At 56.6% G+C, this 20,460-nt stretch carries 15 protein-coding genes; 9 read left to right on the plus strand and 6 right to left on the minus strand.

The genetic code is table 11. The features are described from left to right. Nucleotides 1-27: 27 nt before the first annotated feature. Nucleotides 28-1,536: a glycerol-3-phosphate dehydrogenase gene (gene glpD / locus PAT9B_RS18745; protein WP_041525863.1), complete on the plus strand. Its 1,509-nt coding sequence runs from the start codon at nt 28-30 to the stop codon at nt 1,534-1,536. 58 nt (nt 1,537-1,594) lie between these two features. On the opposite strand, the gene iolE is transcribed toward glpD, so the two are convergent. Genes iolE through iolD form a run of 3 tightly spaced genes read right to left on the minus strand, consistent with a single transcriptional unit; the run spans nt 1,595 to nt 5,511 of the window. Continuing rightward, nucleotides 1,595-2,491 (minus strand): myo-inosose-2 dehydratase, encoded by an 897-nt coding sequence (gene iolE / locus PAT9B_RS18750; protein ID WP_013510842.1) that lies wholly within the window; start codon nt 2,489-2,491, stop codon nt 1,595-1,597. A gap of 12 nt (nt 2,492-2,503) precedes the next feature. Next, nucleotides 2,504-3,517 (minus strand): Gfo/Idh/MocA family protein, encoded by a 1,014-nt coding sequence (locus tag PAT9B_RS18755; protein WP_013510843.1) that lies wholly within the window; start codon nt 3,515-3,517, stop codon nt 2,504-2,506. Nucleotides 3,518-3,576: 59 nt separating this feature from the next. Then, nucleotides 3,577-5,511 carry a 3D-(3,5/4)-trihydroxycyclohexane-1,2-dione acylhydrolase (decyclizing) gene (iolD, locus tag PAT9B_RS18760; RefSeq protein ID WP_041525864.1) on the minus strand — a complete coding sequence of 645 codons (1,935 nt, stop codon included), beginning with the start codon at nt 5,509-5,511 and terminating at the stop codon, nt 3,577-3,579. A 528-nt stretch (nt 5,512-6,039) separates the two neighbouring features. Between iolD and iolC the strand changes: the two genes are divergently transcribed. The 3 genes from iolC to PAT9B_RS18775 all read left to right on the plus strand — a co-directional run bounded on the left by iolC (nt 6,040) and on the right by PAT9B_RS18775 (nt 10,369). Then, a complete protein-coding gene (gene iolC / locus PAT9B_RS18765) occupies nt 6,040-7,953 on the plus strand; it encodes a 5-dehydro-2-deoxygluconokinase (protein WP_013510845.1) in 1,914 nt (637 codons plus the stop codon). A 551-nt stretch (nt 7,954-8,504) separates the two neighbouring features. After that, the gene (locus PAT9B_RS18770) at nt 8,505-9,347 is read left to right on the plus strand and encodes a MurR/RpiR family transcriptional regulator (protein WP_013510847.1); all 843 of its coding nucleotides are present in this window, start codon (nt 8,505-8,507) and stop codon (nt 9,345-9,347) included. Between the two features lie 107 nt (nt 9,348-9,454). Beyond that, nucleotides 9,455-10,369: a LysR substrate-binding domain-containing protein gene (locus tag PAT9B_RS18775; protein WP_013510848.1), complete on the plus strand. Its 915-nt coding sequence runs from the start codon at nt 9,455-9,457 to the stop codon at nt 10,367-10,369. A gap of 123 nt (nt 10,370-10,492) precedes the next feature. Here PAT9B_RS18775 and PAT9B_RS18780 read toward each other — a convergent pair whose 3' ends face one another. After that, nucleotides 10,493-10,774 (minus strand): hypothetical protein, encoded by a 282-nt coding sequence (locus PAT9B_RS18780; protein WP_041526017.1) that lies wholly within the window; start codon nt 10,772-10,774, stop codon nt 10,493-10,495. 194 nt (nt 10,775-10,968) lie between these two features. Here PAT9B_RS18780 and PAT9B_RS18785 point away from each other — a divergent pair, with 194 nt between their 5' ends. From PAT9B_RS18785 to PAT9B_RS18805, 5 genes are read left to right on the plus strand one after another with little or no spacing between them, the layout of a single operon-like run. Beyond that, entirely contained in the window at nt 10,969-12,558 is a 1,590-nt protein-coding gene (locus PAT9B_RS18785; protein ID WP_013510850.1) for an ABC transporter substrate-binding protein, read from the plus strand. Next, nucleotides 12,558-13,505, plus strand: coding sequence for an ABC transporter permease (locus PAT9B_RS18790; protein ID WP_013510851.1), 948 nt, complete (start codon nt 12,558-12,560; stop codon nt 13,503-13,505). The genes PAT9B_RS18785 and PAT9B_RS18790 overlap by 1 nt, the downstream gene beginning before the upstream one ends. A gap of 3 nt (nt 13,506-13,508) precedes the next feature. Next, nucleotides 13,509-14,339 (plus strand): ABC transporter permease, encoded by an 831-nt coding sequence (locus PAT9B_RS18795; RefSeq protein WP_013510852.1) that lies wholly within the window; start codon nt 13,509-13,511, stop codon nt 14,337-14,339. After that, nucleotides 14,336-15,958: an ABC transporter ATP-binding protein gene (locus PAT9B_RS18800; RefSeq protein ID WP_013510853.1), complete on the plus strand. Its 1,623-nt coding sequence runs from the start codon at nt 14,336-14,338 to the stop codon at nt 15,956-15,958. Before PAT9B_RS18795 ends, PAT9B_RS18800 begins: the two co-directional genes overlap by 4 nt. Further along, nucleotides 15,955-17,976: a CocE/NonD family hydrolase gene (locus PAT9B_RS18805; RefSeq protein ID WP_013510854.1), complete on the plus strand. Its 2,022-nt coding sequence runs from the start codon at nt 15,955-15,957 to the stop codon at nt 17,974-17,976. The genes PAT9B_RS18800 and PAT9B_RS18805 overlap by 4 nt, the downstream gene beginning before the upstream one ends. A 49-nt stretch (nt 17,977-18,025) precedes the next feature. On the opposite strand, the gene iolB is transcribed toward PAT9B_RS18805, so the two are convergent. Both iolB and PAT9B_RS18815 read right to left on the minus strand, forming a co-directional pair. After that, nucleotides 18,026-18,841 carry a 5-deoxy-glucuronate isomerase gene (gene iolB / locus PAT9B_RS18810; protein WP_013510855.1) on the minus strand — a complete coding sequence of 272 codons (816 nt, stop codon included), beginning with the start codon at nt 18,839-18,841 and terminating at the stop codon, nt 18,026-18,028. A 23-nt stretch (nt 18,842-18,864) separates the two neighbouring features. Beyond that, nucleotides 18,865-20,370, minus strand: coding sequence for a CoA-acylating methylmalonate-semialdehyde dehydrogenase (locus PAT9B_RS18815; RefSeq protein ID WP_013510856.1), 1,506 nt, complete (start codon nt 20,368-20,370; stop codon nt 18,865-18,867). Nucleotides 20,371-20,460 lie beyond the last annotated feature (90 nt).

Genomic DNA, 20,460 nt, shown 5'->3' on the forward strand with positions numbered 1-20,460 from the left:
ACGATTCCGAACATCGGAGGAGATGACGTGGAAACCAAAGACCTGATCGTTATCGGCGGCGGCATCAACGGTGCCGGCATTGCAGTGGACGCTGCAGGACGCGGGCTGTCGGTGCTGATGCTGGAGGCGCGGGATTTGGCCTGTGCAACCTCCTCTGCCAGTTCAAAACTGATCCACGGTGGCCTGCGCTACCTGGAACACTACGAATTTCGCCTGGTTGGCGAAGCTCTGGCGGAACGTGAAGTGCTGCTGAAAATGGCACCGCACATTGCTTTCCCAATGCGCTTCCGTCTGCCGCACCGCCCGCACTTACGCCCGGCGTGGATGATCCGCATGGGCCTGTTTATGTATGACCATCTTGGCAAACGTACCAGCCTGCCGGGCAGTAAGAGCCTGCGTTTTGGCGCAGATTCGGCACTTAAGTCTGAAATCACGCGCGGATTCGAATATTCCGACTGCTGGGTGGACGATGCGCGCATGGTGGTGCTCAATGCCCAGGAAGTGGTGAAACAGGGGGGTGAAGTACGCACCCGCACCCGCGTAACCCGCGCCTGGCGTGAAGCTGGCCTGTGGATGGTGGAAGCTGAAGATATTGATACCGGCAAAACCTATACCTGGCGTGCCAAAGGGCTGGTGAATGCGGCCGGTCCGTGGGTGAAACAGTTCTTTGACGACGGCCTGAAGTTGAAATCGCCGTATGGCATCCGTCTGATCAAAGGTAGCCACATCGTGGTGCCACGCGTGCATCGTGAAAAACAGGCCTACATTCTGCAAAACGAAGATCACCGCATCGTGTTTGTCATTCCGTGGATGGATGAGTTCTCGATCATCGGCACCACAGACGTCGAGTACAAAGGCGATCCGAAAGAAGTGAAGATCGACGACAGCGAAATCAACTATTTGCTGAAGGTGTACAACGGCCACTTCAAAAAACAGCTGACGCAGGAAGATATCGTCTGGACCTACTCGGGTGTGCGCCCGCTGTGTGACGACGAGTCCGATTCACCGCAGGCCATCACTCGCGATTACACGCTGGATGTCCATGACGATCACGGCCAGGCCCCGCTGCTGTCCGTCTTTGGCGGCAAACTGACGACCTACCGTAAACTGGCAGAACACGCGCTGGAAAAACTGGCGAAGTATTACCCGAACGCTGGCCCGGCCTGGACTAAAACGGCGGTGCTGCCGGGAGGCAATATCGCCGGTTCGCGCGAAGATTACGCCGCCAGTCTGCGTCGCCGTTATCCGTTTATCAGCGAAGGTATGGCGCGTCATTATGCCCGCACCTTTGGTAGCAACACCGAAGTGTTGCTGGCAGGCGCGCAGAGTCTGGCAGATCTCGGTGAGAACTTCGGCCATGAGTTTTATGAAGCCGAACTGCGTTACCTGGTGAAACACGAATGGGTGTATGAACTGGATGATGCTATCTGGCGTCGTACCAAGCAGGGCATGTGGCTGAGTGAAGCCGAGCAGGCGCGCATCAGCGAATGGCTGGCCACTCACCGCCAGAAACCGACACTGTCGCTGGCATCGTAAAACGTAGTATCAGAGAAAAGGCCGTAACCCTCTTCAGGGTTACGGCCTTTTTGTTGCCTTACAGGCCGGTTTGCTCGCGAATATATTTGCGTGCTTTCACCGCATACTCGAACGGGTTAGCCAGCGCCGGATCCTGCTCTGCTTCTACCACCATCCAGCCTTTGTAGCCGAAATCGTCGAGGATTTTAAACACCGGCTGGAAATCAATCACCCCATCGCCAGGTACGGTAAAGGTGCCTTTCTTCACGCCATCGAGGAACGACAACGAATTCGCACGCACTTCTGCCACCACGCTGTCGCGCACATCTTTCAGGTGCACATGGAAAATACGCGGCAGGTATTTGGTCAGCACATCCAGCATCGCCTGTTGTGAACCTTCCGAGTAGTAAATGTGGCCGGTGTCGTACAGCAGGCCAACGTTGTCGTTGGTTGACTCCATAAAGCGGTCGATTTCCGCCGGGGTCTGAATCGCCGTGCCCATATGGTGATGCAGGCTGACGCGCATCCCTTTCTGTGCCGCAATCTCCGCCAGCTCGTTGTAGCCTTCTACCGTCAGACGCCACTCTTCATCAGTGAAAATCGGTTTCTGCTCCAGCACTGGCAGCGTGGTACCCTGGATACTTTTGCTTTGTTCCGAGCAACCAATGACTCGCGCGCCCATCGCATGCAGGAAATTCATGTGATTGGTGAATTCGTCGATGGTTTTCGCTTTATCACCTTGGGCGAAGAAGGTGCTGAACCAGGCATTGCAGATCTGGATGCCGCGAATATCCAGCATCGGTTTCAGCACCGCCGGATCGCGCGGGTATTTGCTGCCGACTTCGCTGCCGGTAAAGCCCGCCAGGGCCATTTCGCTCACCGTCTGCTGGAAGGTGTTTTCACTGCCCAGTTCCGGCATGTCGTCGTTGGTCCAGCCGATTGGCGCAATCGCCAGCTTCACATTCTCTTTGTTCATGGCAAGCCCCGATTATTTGTTGTAGAAAGTCGGACGCGGTGGCATTTCAACCGCTTCGATAGCACCGCTGTTCTGCGCTTTCAGGCAGGCATCCGCCGCCACTGAGGCCGCAAAACCATCCCAGGCTGAAGGCCCGGTCAACTGGCCGGCTTTCACATCATTGATAAACGCCTGCAATTCCACGTCGTAAGCTTCGATAAAGCGATCTTTCCAGTCGGTGAGAATGGCGTTGCCGAGACGGGCGTTTTTACGCATCTGAATGGCGGAAGGCTCCGGCAGTTTCGCGATGCCCTCTTCCCCCACCACTTCACACTGGATGTCGTAGCCATACGCACAGTTCACGAAGATCTCCACATCAATGCGGATGCCTTTCTGCGTTTCAAACAGCACGATCTGCGGATCTTTCAGCTTCGCATGGGACTTAGAGGTGACGCGCGGGAACACCACCTGCACGCTTTTGTAATCGTCTTCCGTCAGCCAGCGCAGGACGTCCAGCTCGTGAATCAGGGTATTGGTGATGGCCATATCCGTGGTGTAGTTCTCACCGACGCTCTGGTTGCGGTGCGCGCAGTGCAGCATCAGCGGTTCGCCGATTTCACCGTCAGTGATGACCTTTTTCAGGGCGCGGTAACCGGCATCATACGGACGCATAAACCCGACCTGTACCAGACGTTTACCGTGTTTGATTTCTGCATCGACAATACGACGGCAACCTTCAGCACTCAGTGCCAGTGGCTTTTCACAGAACACCGGTTTGCCCGCTGCAATCGCCGCCAGGGTAAACTCTTCGTGCGTCGGGTCCCACGAGGTCACCAGCACCGCATCGACTTCTGGTGAGTTGATCACCTGATGTCCGTCCTGATACACCTCCGCAGCGATATTCAGACGTTGCAGCGCGGCACGCGCCCCTTCCACATTAATATCTGAAACCGCCACCACCTTCGCCCCTTGCAGCACATTGTTGCAGCGGCGGATATGTTCCTGGCCAATGGCACCGGCACCGATAACACCGAGTTTGAGCGTCATAATTACACCTGTAGAGTCGGATAAGGGTTAATAAAGGCCGGAGAAATCCGGCCTGAAGATCAGTACTTACGCGCCTGTTCGATATGCGCGTTAAGGTTGTCAGCCACTTGCTGTGTGCGCTCGGAGGTTGAGGCTTGCGCCACCCCGACGTGCCACCAGCTGAAGTATTTGTGCACCATGGTTTTGGGCAGCACTTTAATATCGATAAGGGTTGAAACCGTCTGCTGCTGCGCATCGGCCAGTGCCGCCTTCAGCTGATCGAGGGTGGTGACGCGATAGGTTTTGCAACCGTAACCACCGGCAATCGCCGCAAAATCCACCGGGACGAAACCGCCATCCAGCTTGCCGCCTTCCGGGTTACGGAAACGGAACTCGGTGGTGAAGCTGTCCATCCCGTGCTCCATTTGCAGGTTGTTGATACAACCGTTGGTCATGTTATCCAGCAGGATGACGTTGATTTTCGCCCCCTCCTGAATCGAGGTGACCAGCTCGGAATGCAGCATCATGAAAGATCCGTCACCCACCATGGCGTAGACTTCACGCTGCGGCTGGGCCAGCTTCACACCCAGCGCCGCATTCACCTCGTACCCCATGCAGGAGTAGCCATATTCAACGTGGTACGAGTTGTAATCTTTGGTGCGCCACACGCGTTGCAGGTCGCCCGGCAGACTGCCCGCGGCCGCAACAATCACCGCATCCTTTGGGAGCTGCTCGTTTAAGGTGCCCAGCACGCTGCTCTGCGTCAGTACCGACTGCGTCAGGCGCTGGAACTCCGCAAACAGCGCTTCACGGTCGATATGGTCGGCGATTTCCGGGATGAAATCGTCGGTGTTATAGGTGGCGGCATACACGCGCTGGGTCTCTTTCAGCAGCTTGCTCTGCGCCTGGTCGATCTGACCGCCCCAGTGGTTTTCAAAGCCCTGTAAACCCTGCTCCAGCGCGGTCAAGGCTTCACGTGCATCCGCCAGCAGTTGCACCGCATCGAGCTTGTAGCTGTCAAAGTTGTTGACGTTGATGTTGAGATAGCTGACGTCCGGGTTCTGGAAAATCCATTTTGAGGCCGTGGTGAAGTCGGTATAGCGCGTCCCCACGCCAATCACTAAATCGGCCTCTTTCGCCAACAGGTTAGCCGCCAGGCAGCCGGTCTCACCGACACCGCCGACGTTCAGCGGATGATCCGAAATGATGGTGCCTTTTCCCGCCTGGGTTTCAGCAAACGGAATATTGAAACGCTCGGCAAACTGGCGCAGCGCTTCACCTGCTTCGGAATATTTCACGCCACCACCACAGACAATCAGCGGCTTATGTTTACGTGCAATCAGGGCCAGTGCATCTTCCAACTGGGCCGCAACAGGCAGGCGGCGGTCCAGACGATGTACGCGTTTCTGGAAGAAATATTCCGGGAAGTCCCAGGCTTCACCCTGCACATCCTGCGGCAGCGAGATGGTCACCGCGCCGGTTTCTGCCGGATCGGTCAACACGCGCAGTGCGTTAATACAGGCGGTCATCAGCTGTTCCGGGCGACTGACGCGATCCCAGTATTTGCTGACGGCGCGGAAGGCATCGTTGGTGCTGATGCTGAGATCGTGACTTTGCTCGATCTGTTGCAGTACCGGATCCGGCTGACGCGTGGCGAACACATCGCCCGGTAACAGCAATAAAGGAATACGGTTGGCGGTGGCGGTCGCGGCGGCCGTGATCATATTTGCGGCACCGGGTCCGACTGAAGACGTACAGGCGATGATCTGACGGCGCAGCGACTGCTTGGCAAAACCGATGGCCGCATGTGCCATGCCCTGCTCGTTACGGCCCTGGTGCACCACCAGATCGCCGCTGTCCTGCTCCAGTGCCTGTCCCAGCCCCAGCACGTTGCCGTGGCCGAAAATAGCGAAAATGCCTTTCACAAACTTGGTTTCAACGCCATCAACGTTCAGATACTGGTTATCAAGGAATTTCACCAGCGCCTGTGCCGTGGTTAATCTGATTGTGCCCATATGCTCATCCTTTACATGCTGGTACCTGTGAACCAGGTACAACGCGGTTAACGTCAACGCACCGGAAATGGCGACCGCGGATAAGTGAAACGTGAGGCGATTATAAACAAATATTTTTTCCATAAAATACGATTACAGAAGAAACATTTCATTTTGCGATGGAGATCAAATTCAGGGATGAAACGGACTCAGGCGCGGGTCGAAAACGGGGCAAAGTGGAACAACAATAAAGCTTCAGACGCTTATAAAGAAATTTCATTTCACTTCAGCAGCTTCCATTATTTCTCAGGGTTTTCCTGAGACCTGGCTCACAAGCCAGAGCATCCGCGAAACTTGTCCTTTTACTCTGCGCTGCACACGGCGTTGTTCAGAGTTTTACCTGGTTCACAAAATCGTGACAGATATTTCATTTCATATTGAATTTGGAATTTTTATTCCCCATACTGCGACCATAGCCAATCAGGCACCTTGAGAACCCGGAAGCACAACGCCCGAAGTGTCTGCTTATCACAGAAGGAAACCACAGGTATGAGTACACAACAGAAGCGGCTTGATGTGATTTGTATAGGACGCATCGCCGTCGACCTCTACGGTCAGCAAATTGGATCGCGACTGGAAGATATGAGCACCTTCGCCAAATACCTTGGCGGCTCTTCCGGCAACGTTGCCTATGGCACCGCTATCCAGGGTCTGAAATCTGCCATGCTGGCACGCGTCGGGGACGAGCATAATGGCCGCTTTCTGCGTGAAACCCTGCAACGCGTGGGCTGTAACACTGAGGGGTTGATCACCGATAAACATCGCCTGACTGGCTTGGTGATCCTCGGCATCAAAGATGAAGAAACCTTCCCGCTGATTTTCTACCGCGACAACTGCGCGGATATGGGGCTGGTGCCGGAAGATATTCAGGAAAATTTCATCACTTCCTCACGCGCCGTGGCGGTAACCGGCACACACCTGTCACATCCGCATACCCGTGCCGCCGTGTTGAAAGCGCTGGATATCGCCAAACGTAACGGTCTGCGTACCGCGCTGGATATCGATTATCGTCCGGTGTTATGGGGGCTGACCTCACTCGGCGACGGTGAAACGCGTTTCATTGAGTCCAGCCAGGTGACAAAGCAGCTACAGGAAGTGGTGCACTATTTCGATCTGATTGTCGGAACAGAAGAAGAGTTTCATATTGCCGGTGGCAGCACCGACACCCTGACCGCACTGAAAAATGTGCGTCAGGCCAGCCAGGCAACGTTGGTATGTAAACGTGGGCCACTGGGTTGCGTGGTCTTTGAAGGGGATATCCCGGATAGCTGGGAGCAGACCAAACTGCACAGTGGCGTGCGCGTGGAAGTGTTGAACGTACTGGGCGCGGGTGATGCCTTTATGTCTGGCCTGCTGCGTGGCTGGCTGAATGATGAAGGCTGGGAGCAGGCGTGCCGCTACGCCAATGCCTGCGGTGCGTTGGTGGTGTCACGCCACGGTTGCGCCCCGGCAATGCCGACCAAAGAGGAGCTGGACGATTTCCTCAGCCGCGATCAGGACGTGAAACGCCCGGACCTCGATGCCCGTCTTAACCATTTGCATCGTGTCACCTCGCGTACCCGCGAGTGGCCAGAACTGAACGTGTTCGCCTTCGACCATCGCAAACAACTCGCCGATATGGCGCGCGAAGCGGGTGTTGATGAAAGCCGCATCCCGCAACTCAAGCTGCTGCTGTTACAGGCTGCACATGAAGCGTCTGAGCAGGCCGGTCTCGACAGCAAAAGCGGCATCCTCGCGGATACCACCTATGGTCAGAAAGCGCTCAACGCCATCACCGGTAAAGGCTGGTGGATTGGCCGCCCGATTGAGCTGCCAAGTTCGCGTCCGTTACGCCTCGAGCACGGCAATATCGGCTCCCAGTTGATCGACTGGCCGCAGGAACACGTGGTGAAATGCCTGGTGTTTTACCATCCGCACGACAGCGCGGAACTGCGCAAAGAGCAGGACGACCTGATTCTGGATGTGTGGAAGGGGTGTAACAAAAGCGGGCACGAGCTGCTGCTGGAAGTGATCCTGCCGGAGAGTAACCCGGATAAGAAAGAGTCTTACTATGTCGATATGCTGAGCCACTTCTATAGCCTCGGCATCCAGCCTGACTGGTGGAAATTACCGCCGCTGTCGGCCGAAACCTGGCAGGCGGTCAGCGCCTTGATCGAACAGCAGGACCCTCACTGCCGTGGCATTTTGCTGCTCGGCCTCGACGCGCCGGAGGAGAAACTGAAAGCCGGTTTCGCCGCTGCTGCTCAGGCCCCCTGGGTGAAAGGCTTTGCCGTCGGTCGTACCATCTTTGGTCAACCGTCACGCCAGTGGTTACAGGGCGAGTTGGATGACCAGGCGCTGATTGAGACGGTCAAAGGCAATTATCTGCGGCTGATTGAGTACTGGCGCGCAGCACGCGGTTGAGTGGGCACCCCTCACCCTAACCCTCTCCCGCAAGCGGGAGAGGGGACAGATCGAGAGAACTTGCATATTGCACTCCCCCTCTCCCGTCTTACGGGAGAGGGGGACAGATCGAGAGAACTTGCATATTCCACTCCCCCTCTCCCATCTTGCGGGAGAGGAGACAGATCGAGAGAACTTACATATTGCACTCCCCCTCTCCCATCTTGCGGGAGAGGAGACAGATCGAGGGAACTTGCATATTGCACTCCCCCTCTCCCGTCTTGCGGGAGAGGGGGACAGATCGAGAGAACTTGCATATTGCACTCCCCCTCTCCCATCTTGCGGGAGAGGGGACAGAACGAGAGAACTTGCATATTGCACTCCCCCTCTCCCGCTTGCGGGAGAGGGCCGGGGTGAGGGCAACAGCACGTACCATATCCCTGCATTTTGTGAAGCGTTTCATAAACCGATGAAATAAGCGTCACGATGCTGTCAAACAAATGAAATTTTCCATCCATCTGGTACTATAGCGCTCATTATCCAGCCATAATTCTTATTAGCAGGCCGAAGTAATGACCAATAACCCCACCCAATTGACATTGTTACAGGACGACATTCGTCGTCGTTATGAGACGCTGAGTAAACGCCTGAAGCAGGTGGCGCGTTATATTCTTGATAACAGCAACAGCATCGCTTTCGATACCGTGGCATCCATCGCACAGCAGGCGGATGTACCGCCCTCCACGCTGATCCGCTTTGCCAACGCCTTTGGTTTCAGCGGTTTTAACGAGATGAAACAGGTTTTCCGTCAGCATCTGATGGAAGAAACGGTGAACTACACCGAACGCGCCCGTCTATTCCGTCAGACCGCCACCGACGACAGCGCATCCTCGCCGGAAAGCCCGGTCGAAATCCTCAACGTCTTCACCATGGTCAACAGCCAGGCGCTGCAACAGCTGGCGATGCAGGTCAACCCGGACCAGCTCAACAAAGCGGTGAAAATGCTGAATGAAGCAGAAAATATCTACATCATCGGTCTGCGTCGTTCATTCAGTGTGGCGTCGTACCTGGTGTACGCGCTGCGCCATCTGGAGCGTCGCGCGTTCCTGATTGATGGCCTCGGCGGCATGTTCACCGAGCAGCTGAGCATGGTAAATCCGAAAGACGTGGTGATTGCCATCAGTTATTCACCCTACGCACGTGAAGCGGTGGAACTGGTCGAACTGGGTGCCAAGCGCGGCGCGCATCAGATCGCCATCACCGATAGCCAGGTCAGCCCGCTGGCAGCCTTCAGCGATGTCTGCTTTGTAGTACGCGAAGCACAGGTCGACGGCTTCCGTTCACAAGTGGCGTCGCTGTGTCTGGCGCAAACCCTCGCGGTTTCCCTGGCACTGAATAACGTCGAAAAAGCCTGACCCTGCGGCTGGCAGCGAGACGCTTGCCAGCCTCCCCCGCGATGGTTAGTGTGTGAGCATCGCGACCGCTGTGGCGGCGCATTCTCCCCCGCACCGAGGCAGGATTGATGCAGATCGAACCTTTACCGCCCCTCAACACGCTCATTGCCTTCGAGTGTGTGGCACGCTATGGCAATATTTCGCGCGCGGCTGAGGAACTTAACCTGACGCAAAGCGCCACCAGCCGTCAGATTTTGCAGCTGGAAGAGATGCTCGGTTGCAAACTCTTTACCCGTACCCAGCGCCGCGTCCTGCTGACGCCGCGCGGTGAGGCTTATGCCACGCAAGTGCGCCAGCAGCTTTCCGCCCTGTCTCATGCCACCGCCGAAGTAATGGGTTGGAATGGTCTGCCGCAGGTCACTATTGCCTGTACCAGCGCCATGGGATCGTTATGGTTAGCCCCACGGCTCTCCGCGCTGCATGGTGAATTGCCCGATCTGCAAATCCGCATGAAAATCTCCGACAGCTTCGCTGATATGCGCTCGTCGGAGTTTGACCTGGCGATCTTCTATCTACGCGAAGCACCGCCGGGCTTTCAGGCCACCCCGCTGTTTGATGAAATCTGTTATCCGATGTGCGCCCCTGAATTTCGGGCGCGACTGGAGGAGAATGCCTCCGCCGAATCCTTACTTCACCATATGTTGTTGATTCAGGACGATCCACAACGTGAATGGACCGGCTGGAGTGACTGGTTCGCCTCGCAGGATGTGTTGAGTTTTGTGCCACGCCAGACCTGGCGGGCGAATAACTATCCATTTTTGGTGCAGGCGGCGGTACGCGGTGACGGGATATTACTCGGCTGGGAGGGGTTAGTGCAGGATCATCTCAACCGGGGTGAGCTGGTGCCCGCCCATGCCGGGAAGCTGGCCGCTAACGGAAAATGTTTTCTGCTCATCCCGCAGGACCGCTATCTCAAGCCGATTGTGCGTCATGTTATCAGCTGGCTCCAGCATCAACATCAGACTGAGATGTTGCCATTATAAAAAACGGCGATGCAGCAGATTATTTGCCACATCACCGTTTATACAAAACATAAGTAAATTAATATCACGTCATAGGTTTTTCTTATATATAAAATAAAAGCCTATGCCGCTATTTCCCTTTCTTTATTGTTGGGTATCCATTGGCGGAAGTTTATTTTTTAATGCACCGCGTCGACGGTGTGAAGAATGCATACCAACCAGCGTAAAAATTAACCACATTGTTTGGGAAATCACCATCGCCAAATTAAAATCGTGACTGAGTGAATAGAGTCCGCAAACCCCTCCCGCGATGTTCAGACAGGCATAAACGTCTGAATCAATGACTAATTTACGCAACTGAACCAGCGCGTAAGCCAGCAAGTAACAAAAAACGCCAATTAACCCAACTATCGTATGCAGTTCCACATGCATTTTCCCTGGTGTTGCCTTGTGTTCAGGAAATTATCTTTTTTGTGGGTGTTCTGCTGCGCGTTTTTCGCATAGTCTGATACGAAAATCTCATACATCAGGTTTTATTGGTTTTGATATAAATCAGAAATAACTGCGCTAAGGCTCAGGGTGACGAGTAAAACAGGGCGAATAACAACGGAGAAAAATAAATGAAAGACGAGCAGGACAAATTTAACAAATATCTTCAGGGCGCGAATTTAAGTCGCCGTTCATTTATCAATACTGCTGCGCTGATTGGTGCGGGTACGGCATTAACACTTTCTCCTTTCGCCGGTTTTGCGGCTGAGGCTACCCCGAAAAAAGGCGGCGTGCTGAAACTGGGCATGTCCGGCGGCAACACCAGCGATTCACTCGACCCGACGCTGTTCAGCGACTGGGTGCCCCTCAACCAGGCTTATATGCTGATGAACGGCCTGATCGAGATTGATGAGAACAACCAGGCCACGCCTGAGCTGTTGGAAAGCTGGTCGGCCAAACCTGGCGCACAGGAGTGGACCTTTAAAGTCCGTCAGGGCGTGACCTTCCATAACGGTAAAACCCTGACGGTGGAAGATATTCTCTACTCCATCAACCTGCATCGCGGCGACAAGTCACGCAGTGCCATCAAATCTCAGCTGGCAAGCATCACCGATCTGAAGAAAAGCGGTGATAACGAAATCACCCTGACGCTGGACAGCGGCAACGCCGACTTACCTTTCCTGCTGGCGGATTATCATCTGGTGGTGGTACCAGACGGCTTCACCGACTGGAAACACCCGATCGGCACCGGTGGCTTTGTCTTCGACCAATACCAACCCGGCGTGCGCTCGTACTTCAAACGCAACCCGAACTACTGGAAACCGAATCGCGCCTTTGTTGATGCCGTCGAAGTACTGGTGATCAACGACGCCACCGCGCGTACCAACGCATTGATCTCCGGCCAGGTCCATGCCATCAACCGTGTCGATTTCAAAACCGTTGATTTCCTGAAACGCAGCCCGGCACTGAATATTATCCGTTCATCGGGCGGCCAGCACTTTACCTTCCTGATGGATTGCCGCGTCGCGCCGTTTAATAACAACGACGTTCGTATGGCGATTAAATACGGTATCGATCGTGAAAAACTGCTGGCGACGGTACTGCGTGGCTACGGCACCCTCGGTAATGACCACCCGATCCCGAAAACCGATCGCTTCTTCAATAAAGCGCTGCCGCAGCGCGCTTATGATGCCGACAAAGCCAAATTCTATTTGAAGAAAGCCGGACTGAGCAGCCTGCCGGTCGAACTCTCTTCCTCCGATGCCGCCTTTGCCGGCGCACTCGATGCCGCCGCACTGTTCCAGGGTCAGGCCGCACAGGCCGGGATTCAGGTCAGCATCAAACGCCAGCCCGCCGACAGCTACTGGGATGACGTGTGGATGAAAGCGCCGTTCAGTATGGGCTACTGGGGTGGACGTCCAACCGCCGACCAGATGTTCTCTACCGCATGGCAATCCACCGCCAAATGGAACGATACCCACTGGAAGAACGAGAAATTCGACAGCCTGCTGATTCAGGCGCGTTCGCTGTTGGATGATCAGAAACGTGCTGAGATCTATGGCGAATTGCAGCAAATCGCCAGCGATGATGGTGGTGCCATGATCCCGCTGTTCGGTGACTACCTGGATGCCACCAGCAAAAAACTGGGCGGTGTGAAGCCACATCCGATGTTCAACTTTATGGGTGGTCGCCTGGCTGAACGCGTCTGGCTGGAGTCGTAATGAAAAAGCAGATTTTACATCGCCTGCTGCTGGGCTTGCTCACGCTGTGGCTGGTGTCGTTGCTGATTTTTGTCGGAACAGAATTGCTGCCTGGCGATGTTGCCAGCGCAATTCTCGGACAAAACGGCACGCCGGAAACCATCGCCGCGCTGCGCACGCAGCTCGGACTGGATCAGCCTGCCATCTGGCGCTACCTGCACTGGCTGGGAGGCGTGTTGCACGGCGATCTGGGTAACTCGCTGGCCAACAACCAGCCGATCAGCGCGGAGTTGTTACCCCGCCTGGCGAATACCCTGTTCCTCGCCGGTTATGCCGCCATCATCGCGATTCCCTTGGCGGTGCTGCTCGGCATCGCCTCGGCAGTATGGCGCGGTTCCTGGTTTGATCGCCTGGCTAACTCACTGACGCTGCTGAGCATTTCCGTGCCGGAGTTCTTCGTGGGTTATGTGCTGGTGATCTTCTTCGCCATCCGCCTGGCCTGGTTTCCCAGCCTGGCGCTGGTCGACCCGGATGCCGGTTTCCTTGGTCGCCTGTATGCCTGCACCCTGCCGATGTTGACGCTGGTGTTGGTGGTGCTGGCACATATGCTGCGTATGACCCGCGCCTCCGTGGGAGCGGTGATGTCGAGCAGCTATATCGAAACCGCGTTGCTGAAAGGCCTGTCGCGCTGGCGCATTGTACTGGGTCACGCGCTGCCGAATGCGCTGGCACCGATCATCAACGTTATCGCGTTTAACCTCGCCTATCTGGTGGTGGGGGTGATTCTGGTCGAAGTGGTGTTTGTTTATCCGGGCATTGGGCAACTGATGGTGGATGCGGTGACCAAGCGCGACCTGCCCGTGGTGCAGGCCTGCGGGCTGCTGTTTGGCGGCACCTACATTCTGCTCAACACCGCCGCCGACTTGCTGGCGATTTGGTGTAACCCACGACTGCGCCACGCGAGGTAAGCTATGAAAAAACTGAAAAGCCGCGCGGTGCCGTTTTCCGCCATGCTTGGCCTGGCGATCATCGCCATCAACCTGATTGCCGCATTGTTTGCGCCGTGGCTGGCACCGCACAGCGAAACCGCGCAGGTGGGCGATATCTGGATGCTGCCCTCCGGCGCACTGCCGCTCGGCACCGACAGCCTTGGCCGCGATATGTTGTCGCGCATTCTGTTTGGCGCACGCACCACCATCGCCATCGCGCTGACGATCACCGCCATCTCGTTTGTCATCGGTATTCTCACCGGCTTCACCGCCGCCATTTATGGCCGCTGGGTGGATGTGGTGCTGACGCGTATCGTCGATACCCTGATGTCGATCCCGGTGCTGATTCTGGCGCTGATCGTGTTGTCAGTGCTCGGCACCTCGATTCCGGTGTTGGTCGGCACCATTGCCTTGCTGGATGCCACCCGCGTCTATCGTCTGGCGCGTCTGGTGGCGCAGGGCATTGTCTGCCAGGAATATGTCGAAGCGGCACGACTGCGTGGTGAAGGTCTCGGCTGGATCGTGCGGAAGGAGATTTTCCCGAATGCCATTCCGCCGCTGCTGGCGGAGTTTGGTATGCGTTTCTGCTTCACCTTCCTGTTTATCGCCGGTTTGAGCTTCCTCGGTCTGGGCATTCAGCCGCCGTGGGCCGACTGGGGCAGCATGGTGCGTGACAACGCCCAGGCGATTAACTTCGGCCAACTGGCACCACTTTACCCGGCCGCCGCCATCGCCCTGCTGACCATTGGCGTCAACCTGGTGGTTGACTGGCTGCTGGTGCGTAACAACCTCTCGCTGGGGGAAGAAGGATGATGCAACCGATTCTGGAAATGCGCGATCTGCGCATTGAAACCGACCAGGGTATTCCACTGGTGCAGGGTATTTCACTCAGCCTGAAACCCGGCGAAGTGCTGGGGCTGATTGGCGAATCCGGTGCCGGTAAATCCACTATCGGCCTCGCCGCGCTGGGCTATGCCCGCTCCGGCTGCCGTATTGCCGGTGGCGAAGTGCGTATCGCCGGACAGGATATTGTGCCGCTCTCCAGCAAAGAGAAACGTGACATTCGCGGCAGACGCGTGGCCTATGTGGCACAAAGCGCCGCCGCGGCGTTTAACCCGGCACTGACTATCGGTAAACAGGTGTGCGAAGGCCCGATCCGCCACGGCCTGATGAACGCCGAAGAAGCACAGGCATGGGCGGTGACGCTGTTCCGTGCGCTGGATCTGCCGCAGCCGGACACCATCGGCCAGCGCTATCCGCACCAATTATCGGGCGGTCAGCTACAGCGCGCGATGGCAGCAATGGCGATGTCCTGTAAACCTGACCTGCTGGTAATGGATGAACCGACCACCGCGCTGGACGTCACCACGCAAATTGAAGTGCTGGTGATGCTGCGCAAGCTGGTACGTGAATTCAACACCGCTGCGCTGTACATCACGCATGACCTGGCGGTGGTGGCGCAAATTGCTGACCGCATCATGGTGCTGCGCCAGGGCAGCGAAGTGGAATGCGGCAGCACCGCTGACATTCTGCAAAATCCGCTGGAAAGCTATACCCAACGTCTGGTGTCGGAGCGCGCCCATGCGCTGACGGCGGTACACGCCGAAAACGTGGCGCAGGGACCACTGCTGACGCTGCAAAATCTCTCCACCGGTTACAACGGTAAAACCGTGGTACGCGGCGTGTCGATGAGCATTGCCAAAGGTGAAACCCTGGCGATTATCGGCGAATCCGGCAGTGGCAAAAGTACCCTGGCGCGTGCGTTGTGTGGCTTGCTGGGCGATACCGCCGGTAACGTCAGCTTTGCCGGACAGGTGCTGGCGAACCGTTATCAGCAGCGTGATAAAGAAACGCTACGCCGTATCCAGATGATTTATCAGTTGCCGGATGTGGCGCTCAACCCGCGCCAGACCATCCTGGAAGCCATCGGTCGCCCGATTGCCTTCTACTTTGGGCTGGATAAGCGCCAGGTACGTGCACGCGTGGAAGAACTGCTGCGCCTGACTGAGTTACCGCTCACGCTGATGGATCGCTACCCCTCCGCGCTGTCGGGTGGTCAAAAGCAGCGCGTCTGCATCGCCCGCGCACTGGCCGCCGAGCCGGAATTGATCATCTGTGACGAAGCCACCTCCGCGCTCGATCCGCTGGTGGCGGAAGAGGTACTGAATCTGCTGCGTCGTTTGCAGGAGCAACTGGGCCTGTCGTACCTGTTTATCACTCACGATCTCAGCACCGTGAAGCGCATCGCGCAGCAAGTGGCGGTGATGTATCAGGGCAACGTGGTAGCACAGGGACCGACCGAGCAAGTATTCAGCGCCCCGATGCACAGCTACACCGAAAAACTACTGACCTCAGTGCCGGAAATGCGCACCTCATGGCTGGATGAAGTGCTGGGTCAGCGTCAGAACAACGCAATGGCTGGAGCCTCATGAAAACCTTCGTAACGCAATTTCCCCACAGCGTCAGCGTGACGGAACATCTGTGGATTACCCTGAAAGACGGCACCCGCCTCGCCGCTCGCATGTGGCTGCCGCTCTCCGCCAGCCAGCAGCCGGTGCCCGCCATTCTCGAATACATCCCCTACCGCAAACGCGATGGGACACGCACCCGCGACGAGCCGATGCACGGTTATTTCTCCGGGCAGGGCTATGCGGTGCTGCGCGTCGATATGCGCGGTAGCGGCGAATCAGATGGCCTGCTGGAAGATGAATATTTGTTGCAGGAACAGGAAGATGCGCTGGAAGTGATCGACTGGATTAGTCAGCAATCCTGGTGCAGCGGTGCGGTTGGCATGATGGGCAAATCCTGGGGTGGTTTTAACTGCCTGCAACTGGCGGCACGTCGCCCGCCTGCGCTGAAAGCCATCATTACCGTGTGCTCCACCGACGATCGTTACAACGACGACATCCACTATAAAGGTGGCTGCCTGCTGAATGACAACCTGTGGTGGGGTGGCATCATGCTGGCTTACCAGAGTCGCCCGCAGGACCCGGCACTGGTGGGCGAAAGCGGGTATCAGGACTGGCTGAATCGGCTGGAAAACATGCCATTCTTCCCGGCACTGTGGATGGACCATCCGCTGAAAGATGCCTACTGGAAACACGGTTCGGTCGGCGAGGATTGGTCGGCGATTCAGTGCCCGGTGATGGCGATCGGCGGTTGGGCCGACTCCTACAGCAACGCGGTGTTCCGCCTGATGGACAACCTCGATGTACCCCGCAAGGCGATTATCGGCCCGTGGGCGCATATCTATCCACAGGATGGCACGCCAGAACCGGCGATTGGTTTTCTCCAGGAAGCCGTCACCTGGTGGGATCGCTGGCTGAAGCAGGTGGACAACGACGCACTGGCTGGCCCACGCGTGCAGGCATGGCTGAATGACAGCCAGCGCCCCGGTTCACAGCGTCCTCAGGCGTTTGGCGAGTGGATCGGCCTCGACGGCGATACCGACGAAGTCACGCAACCGCAACGCTGGCATGTACAACCTGGCCGCCTGACTACCACGCCGCTGGCCGAGGACAACTGGCAAGCCGTCTGTACGCAGCAGAATCACGGCCTGTTTGCCGGAGAGTGGATGGGCGCGGGCGTGTTGGGTGAAAGCCCGAGCGATCAACGTATGGACGACGGGCTGGCAGAGAGTTTTGACAGCGCGCCGTTAAGTGACAGCCTGAGCATCTACGGTTTCCCGCAGTTCAGCGTCAAACTGAGCAGCGACAAACCGGCGGCGATGCTGTATGTCCGCCTCTCCGATGTGGCACCGGATGGTGCGTCAACCCGCGTCACCCACGGCTGGGTTAACCTCAGCCACTTGCAGGGGCAGGATAAAAACGTGCCGCTGACGCCGGGTGAAGTGGTGGAGGTACAGGTGCAACTGGACGGTATCGCCTGGCGCTTTGCCGCCGGGCATCGTCTGCGCATTTCGCTGGCAACGACCTTCTGGCCGATGATCTGGCCGATGCCGGAAGTCGCCACCCTGCAGGTGAATCTGGCGAGCGCCGCGCTCGATCTGCCAGTCTGCCGCCAGGTGACACCGATTGCCGGTCCCAACCCGCAACCGGCCACTGCCGCCAATACGCCGCTGACATTGCTGTCGCCAGGACGGGTGGAGCGTGAACTACGTTATGACGTGGTCAACGATAGCTGGGAAAGCATCACTCATGGTATCGGTGGGGTGTTCGGTGAGGGTGTCTATCGATTTGATGATATCGATACCACGGTTGACCACAGCCTGCGCCGTCAGTTGACCATGCATAACGATGACCCGCTGTCAGCCCATTATCTGCTGACGCAGAGCATGAAAATTGGCCGGGAAGGTTGGTGGACAGAAACCGATATCGTGCTGGAGATGCGCAGCGATTTGACGCATTTCATCATCAGCGGCGAGATGAAGGTGCAGCATAACGGCGAAGCCGTGTGCAACCGTCGCTGGGATCGACGGATTAAACGCTAAAACGCGCGAAAAATCGCGCCGCTATGACAGGGCGCGATTTTTCACTTTGCTACGAACGCGGATATTTGTCGCTATTCACCCAGGCGTGATCTTTCTCCCAGGTAAATTTCCACAGCCGTACCGGCCCCGCCATCACGTTCAGGTAATAATTGTCGTACCCCGCCAGCGTTGCCACTGGATGATAGCCACGCGGCACCGTCACCACATCCCGGTTATAGGGTGCCATACATTCGTCGAGTGAACGATCGTCGGTGTAGACACGCTGCATGGCAAAACCCGGCTCCGGATCGAAACGGTGATAATACGTCTCTTCCAGGTAGGTTTCGTCCGGGCTGTCTTTCTGGTCGTGTTTGTGGCTCGGATAAGAACTGGTCGCCCCTTCGTCGGTGTAGACTTCCACCACCAGCAAGCTGTCAGCGGGCTGGTTGTCCGGCAGAATGTTATGCACCAGACGCTGGTTGCGTCCCTTGCCACGATGTTCAACGCCGACATCTTCCGGCGCAATCAGACGCGCGGGCAGATTGCCCTGGCTGGGGGCGTTGCACACCGCCAGCTCCAGATCGCTATCGGCGTAGACTTCCACCTCATCGTTATGTGGCACATAAACCGAATACGGTGGAATACGCTCAAACGGTGACAGGCGTTTACCCAGATTCGGGAACTCCGCATGACGGGTTTTCACCGAAGCAAATCCCGCCACCAGCACCAGACACAGCTCTTTATCGCCGCTGCTGAGTTTCAGCGTCTGTCCCTTTTTCAGCAGATAAGCATCAAAGCCGACGTATCCCCAGCCTGCGCTTTCCGGCGTGACGTGCTGGATACGACCATTGCTGTCTGGCTGCTGCGCTTTCGCAAGTAGTGACATCCCCATCCTCCTCCGTTGGCCAATTAACCCAGGGTCGGCATGCTGAATTCAGATACCGTCTGCTGACCGCTCGGCCAACGCACGGTGGCAGTTTTCATGCGGGTATAGAAACGCACGCCATCCGGACCGTGCACATTCAGCGCACCAAACACCGAACGTTTCCAGCCGCCGAAGCTGTGGAACGCCATCGGGACCGGGACCGGGACGTTAACGCCGACCATGCCCGCTTCCACATCCTGCACAAACTCACGTGCGGTGTGGCCGTTGCTGGTGAAGATGGCGCTACCGTTGCCAAATTCGTGGCTGTTCACCAGTTGCAGCGCGCTGTGGAAATCCGCAGAACGCATGATGCTCAGCACCGGTCCGAAGATCTCTTCACGCCAGATGGTCATGTCTGAGGTCACGTTATCGAACAGCGTACCGCCGACATAGTAGCCTTCAGCATGGCCCGGCACCTGATAGTTACGACCATCCACCACCAGTTTCGCGCCTTCCTGCTCACCTTTGTCGATATAACCCAGCACTTTTTTCTGGTGCGCGGCAGACACCACCGGCCCCATTTCATTCTCTTCCGCACCCTTCTGGATACCCGGGCCGACACGCAGCGCCTTAATCAGCGGTGTCAGGCGTGCAATCAGTTTATCGGCGGTGCCTTCACCCACGGCCACGACTACCGGCAGTGCCATGCAACGCTCACCGGCAGAACCAAACGCACCGCCCATAATGGCGTTCACGGTGGCATCAAGATCCGCATCCGGCATCACGATGGCGTGGTTTTTCGCTGCGCCAAACGCCTGGACACGTTTGCCATGGGCACTGGCGGTTTTGTAGATATGTTCTGCCACGCCGGACGAACCGACAAAGCTCACTGCGGCAATGCGCGGATCTTTATACAGCTGCTCGGCATCTTCATTAGAGGAGTGCACCACGTTGAACACACCATCTGGCAGACCGGCTTCTTTCAGCAGCTCCGCCATGCGCACCGAGGCAGACGGGTCGAGCGCCGGAGGCTTCAGGATAAAGGTGTTGCCGCAGGCCAGCGCAATCGGGAACATCCACAACGGCACCATTGCCGGGAAGTTGAACGGGGTGATACCCGCCACCACGCCCACCGGCTGCATCAATGAGTAGCTGTCCACACCGCCGCCGACGTTGGGTGAGTTTTCACCTTTGATCAGGTGCGGAATACCGCAGGCAAATTCAATCACTTCAATACCGCGCGTCAGCTCACCCAGCGCATCGGACCACACTTTGCCGTGCTCAGAGACAATCAGCGCCGCCAGTTCCTCGCGGTGCTGTTCCATCAGCGCTTTGAAGTTGAACATCACGCGGGCACGACGCAGCGGAGAAGTCTTTGACCATTCCGGGAAAGCTGCATGCGCAACGGCAATCGCCTGGGCGACTTCTTCCGAGGTGCTCTGCGTCAGCTCACGTACCACTTTGCCGGTTGCCGGATCGTAAACAGGGATAGTTTCGTTGCTGGCGCTGTGGGTAATCTGGCCGCCGATAAAGTTTCCTACGATGTTCATGTCGTTGCCTCTTTAAATATGTAAACCAGCGAGAACTAAAAGCGTGATATGAAGCTATTACAATGAAATAAATTTTTCAAATACTTCTTT

The organism is Pantoea sp. At-9b (genome assembly GCF_000175935.2).
Lineage (GTDB): Bacteria > Pseudomonadota > Gammaproteobacteria > Enterobacterales > Enterobacteriaceae > Pantoea.

Excerpts from the sequence above, each read along its gene's own strand:
- iolE (WP_013510842.1), bottom strand. The coding sequence starts at position 2,491 with ATGAACAAAGAGAATGTGAAGCTGGCGATTGCGCCAATCGGCTGGACC.
- PAT9B_RS18755 (WP_013510843.1), bottom strand. The coding sequence starts at position 3,517 with ATGACGCTCAAACTCGGTGTTATCGGTGCCGGTGCCATTGGCCAGGAA.
- iolD (WP_041525864.1), bottom strand. The coding sequence starts at position 5,511 with ATGGGCACAATCAGATTAACCACGGCACAGGCGCTGGTGAAATTCCTT.
- iolC (WP_013510845.1), top strand. The coding sequence starts at position 6,040 with ATGAGTACACAACAGAAGCGGCTTGATGTGATTTGTATAGGACGCATC.
- PAT9B_RS18770 (WP_013510847.1), top strand. The coding sequence starts at position 8,505 with ATGACCAATAACCCCACCCAATTGACATTGTTACAGGACGACATTCGT.
- PAT9B_RS18775 (WP_013510848.1), top strand. The coding sequence starts at position 9,455 with ATGCAGATCGAACCTTTACCGCCCCTCAACACGCTCATTGCCTTCGAG.
- PAT9B_RS18785 (WP_013510850.1), top strand. The coding sequence starts at position 10,969 with ATGAAAGACGAGCAGGACAAATTTAACAAATATCTTCAGGGCGCGAAT.
- PAT9B_RS18790 (WP_013510851.1), top strand. The coding sequence starts at position 12,558 with ATGAAAAAGCAGATTTTACATCGCCTGCTGCTGGGCTTGCTCACGCTG.
- PAT9B_RS18795 (WP_013510852.1), top strand. The coding sequence starts at position 13,509 with ATGAAAAAACTGAAAAGCCGCGCGGTGCCGTTTTCCGCCATGCTTGGC.
- PAT9B_RS18800 (WP_013510853.1), top strand. The coding sequence starts at position 14,336 with ATGATGCAACCGATTCTGGAAATGCGCGATCTGCGCATTGAAACCGAC.
- PAT9B_RS18805 (WP_013510854.1), top strand. The coding sequence starts at position 15,955 with ATGAAAACCTTCGTAACGCAATTTCCCCACAGCGTCAGCGTGACGGAA.
- iolB (WP_013510855.1), bottom strand. The coding sequence starts at position 18,841 with ATGTCACTACTTGCGAAAGCGCAGCAGCCAGACAGCAATGGTCGTATC.
- PAT9B_RS18815 (WP_013510856.1), bottom strand. The coding sequence starts at position 20,370 with ATGAACATCGTAGGAAACTTTATCGGCGGCCAGATTACCCACAGCGCC.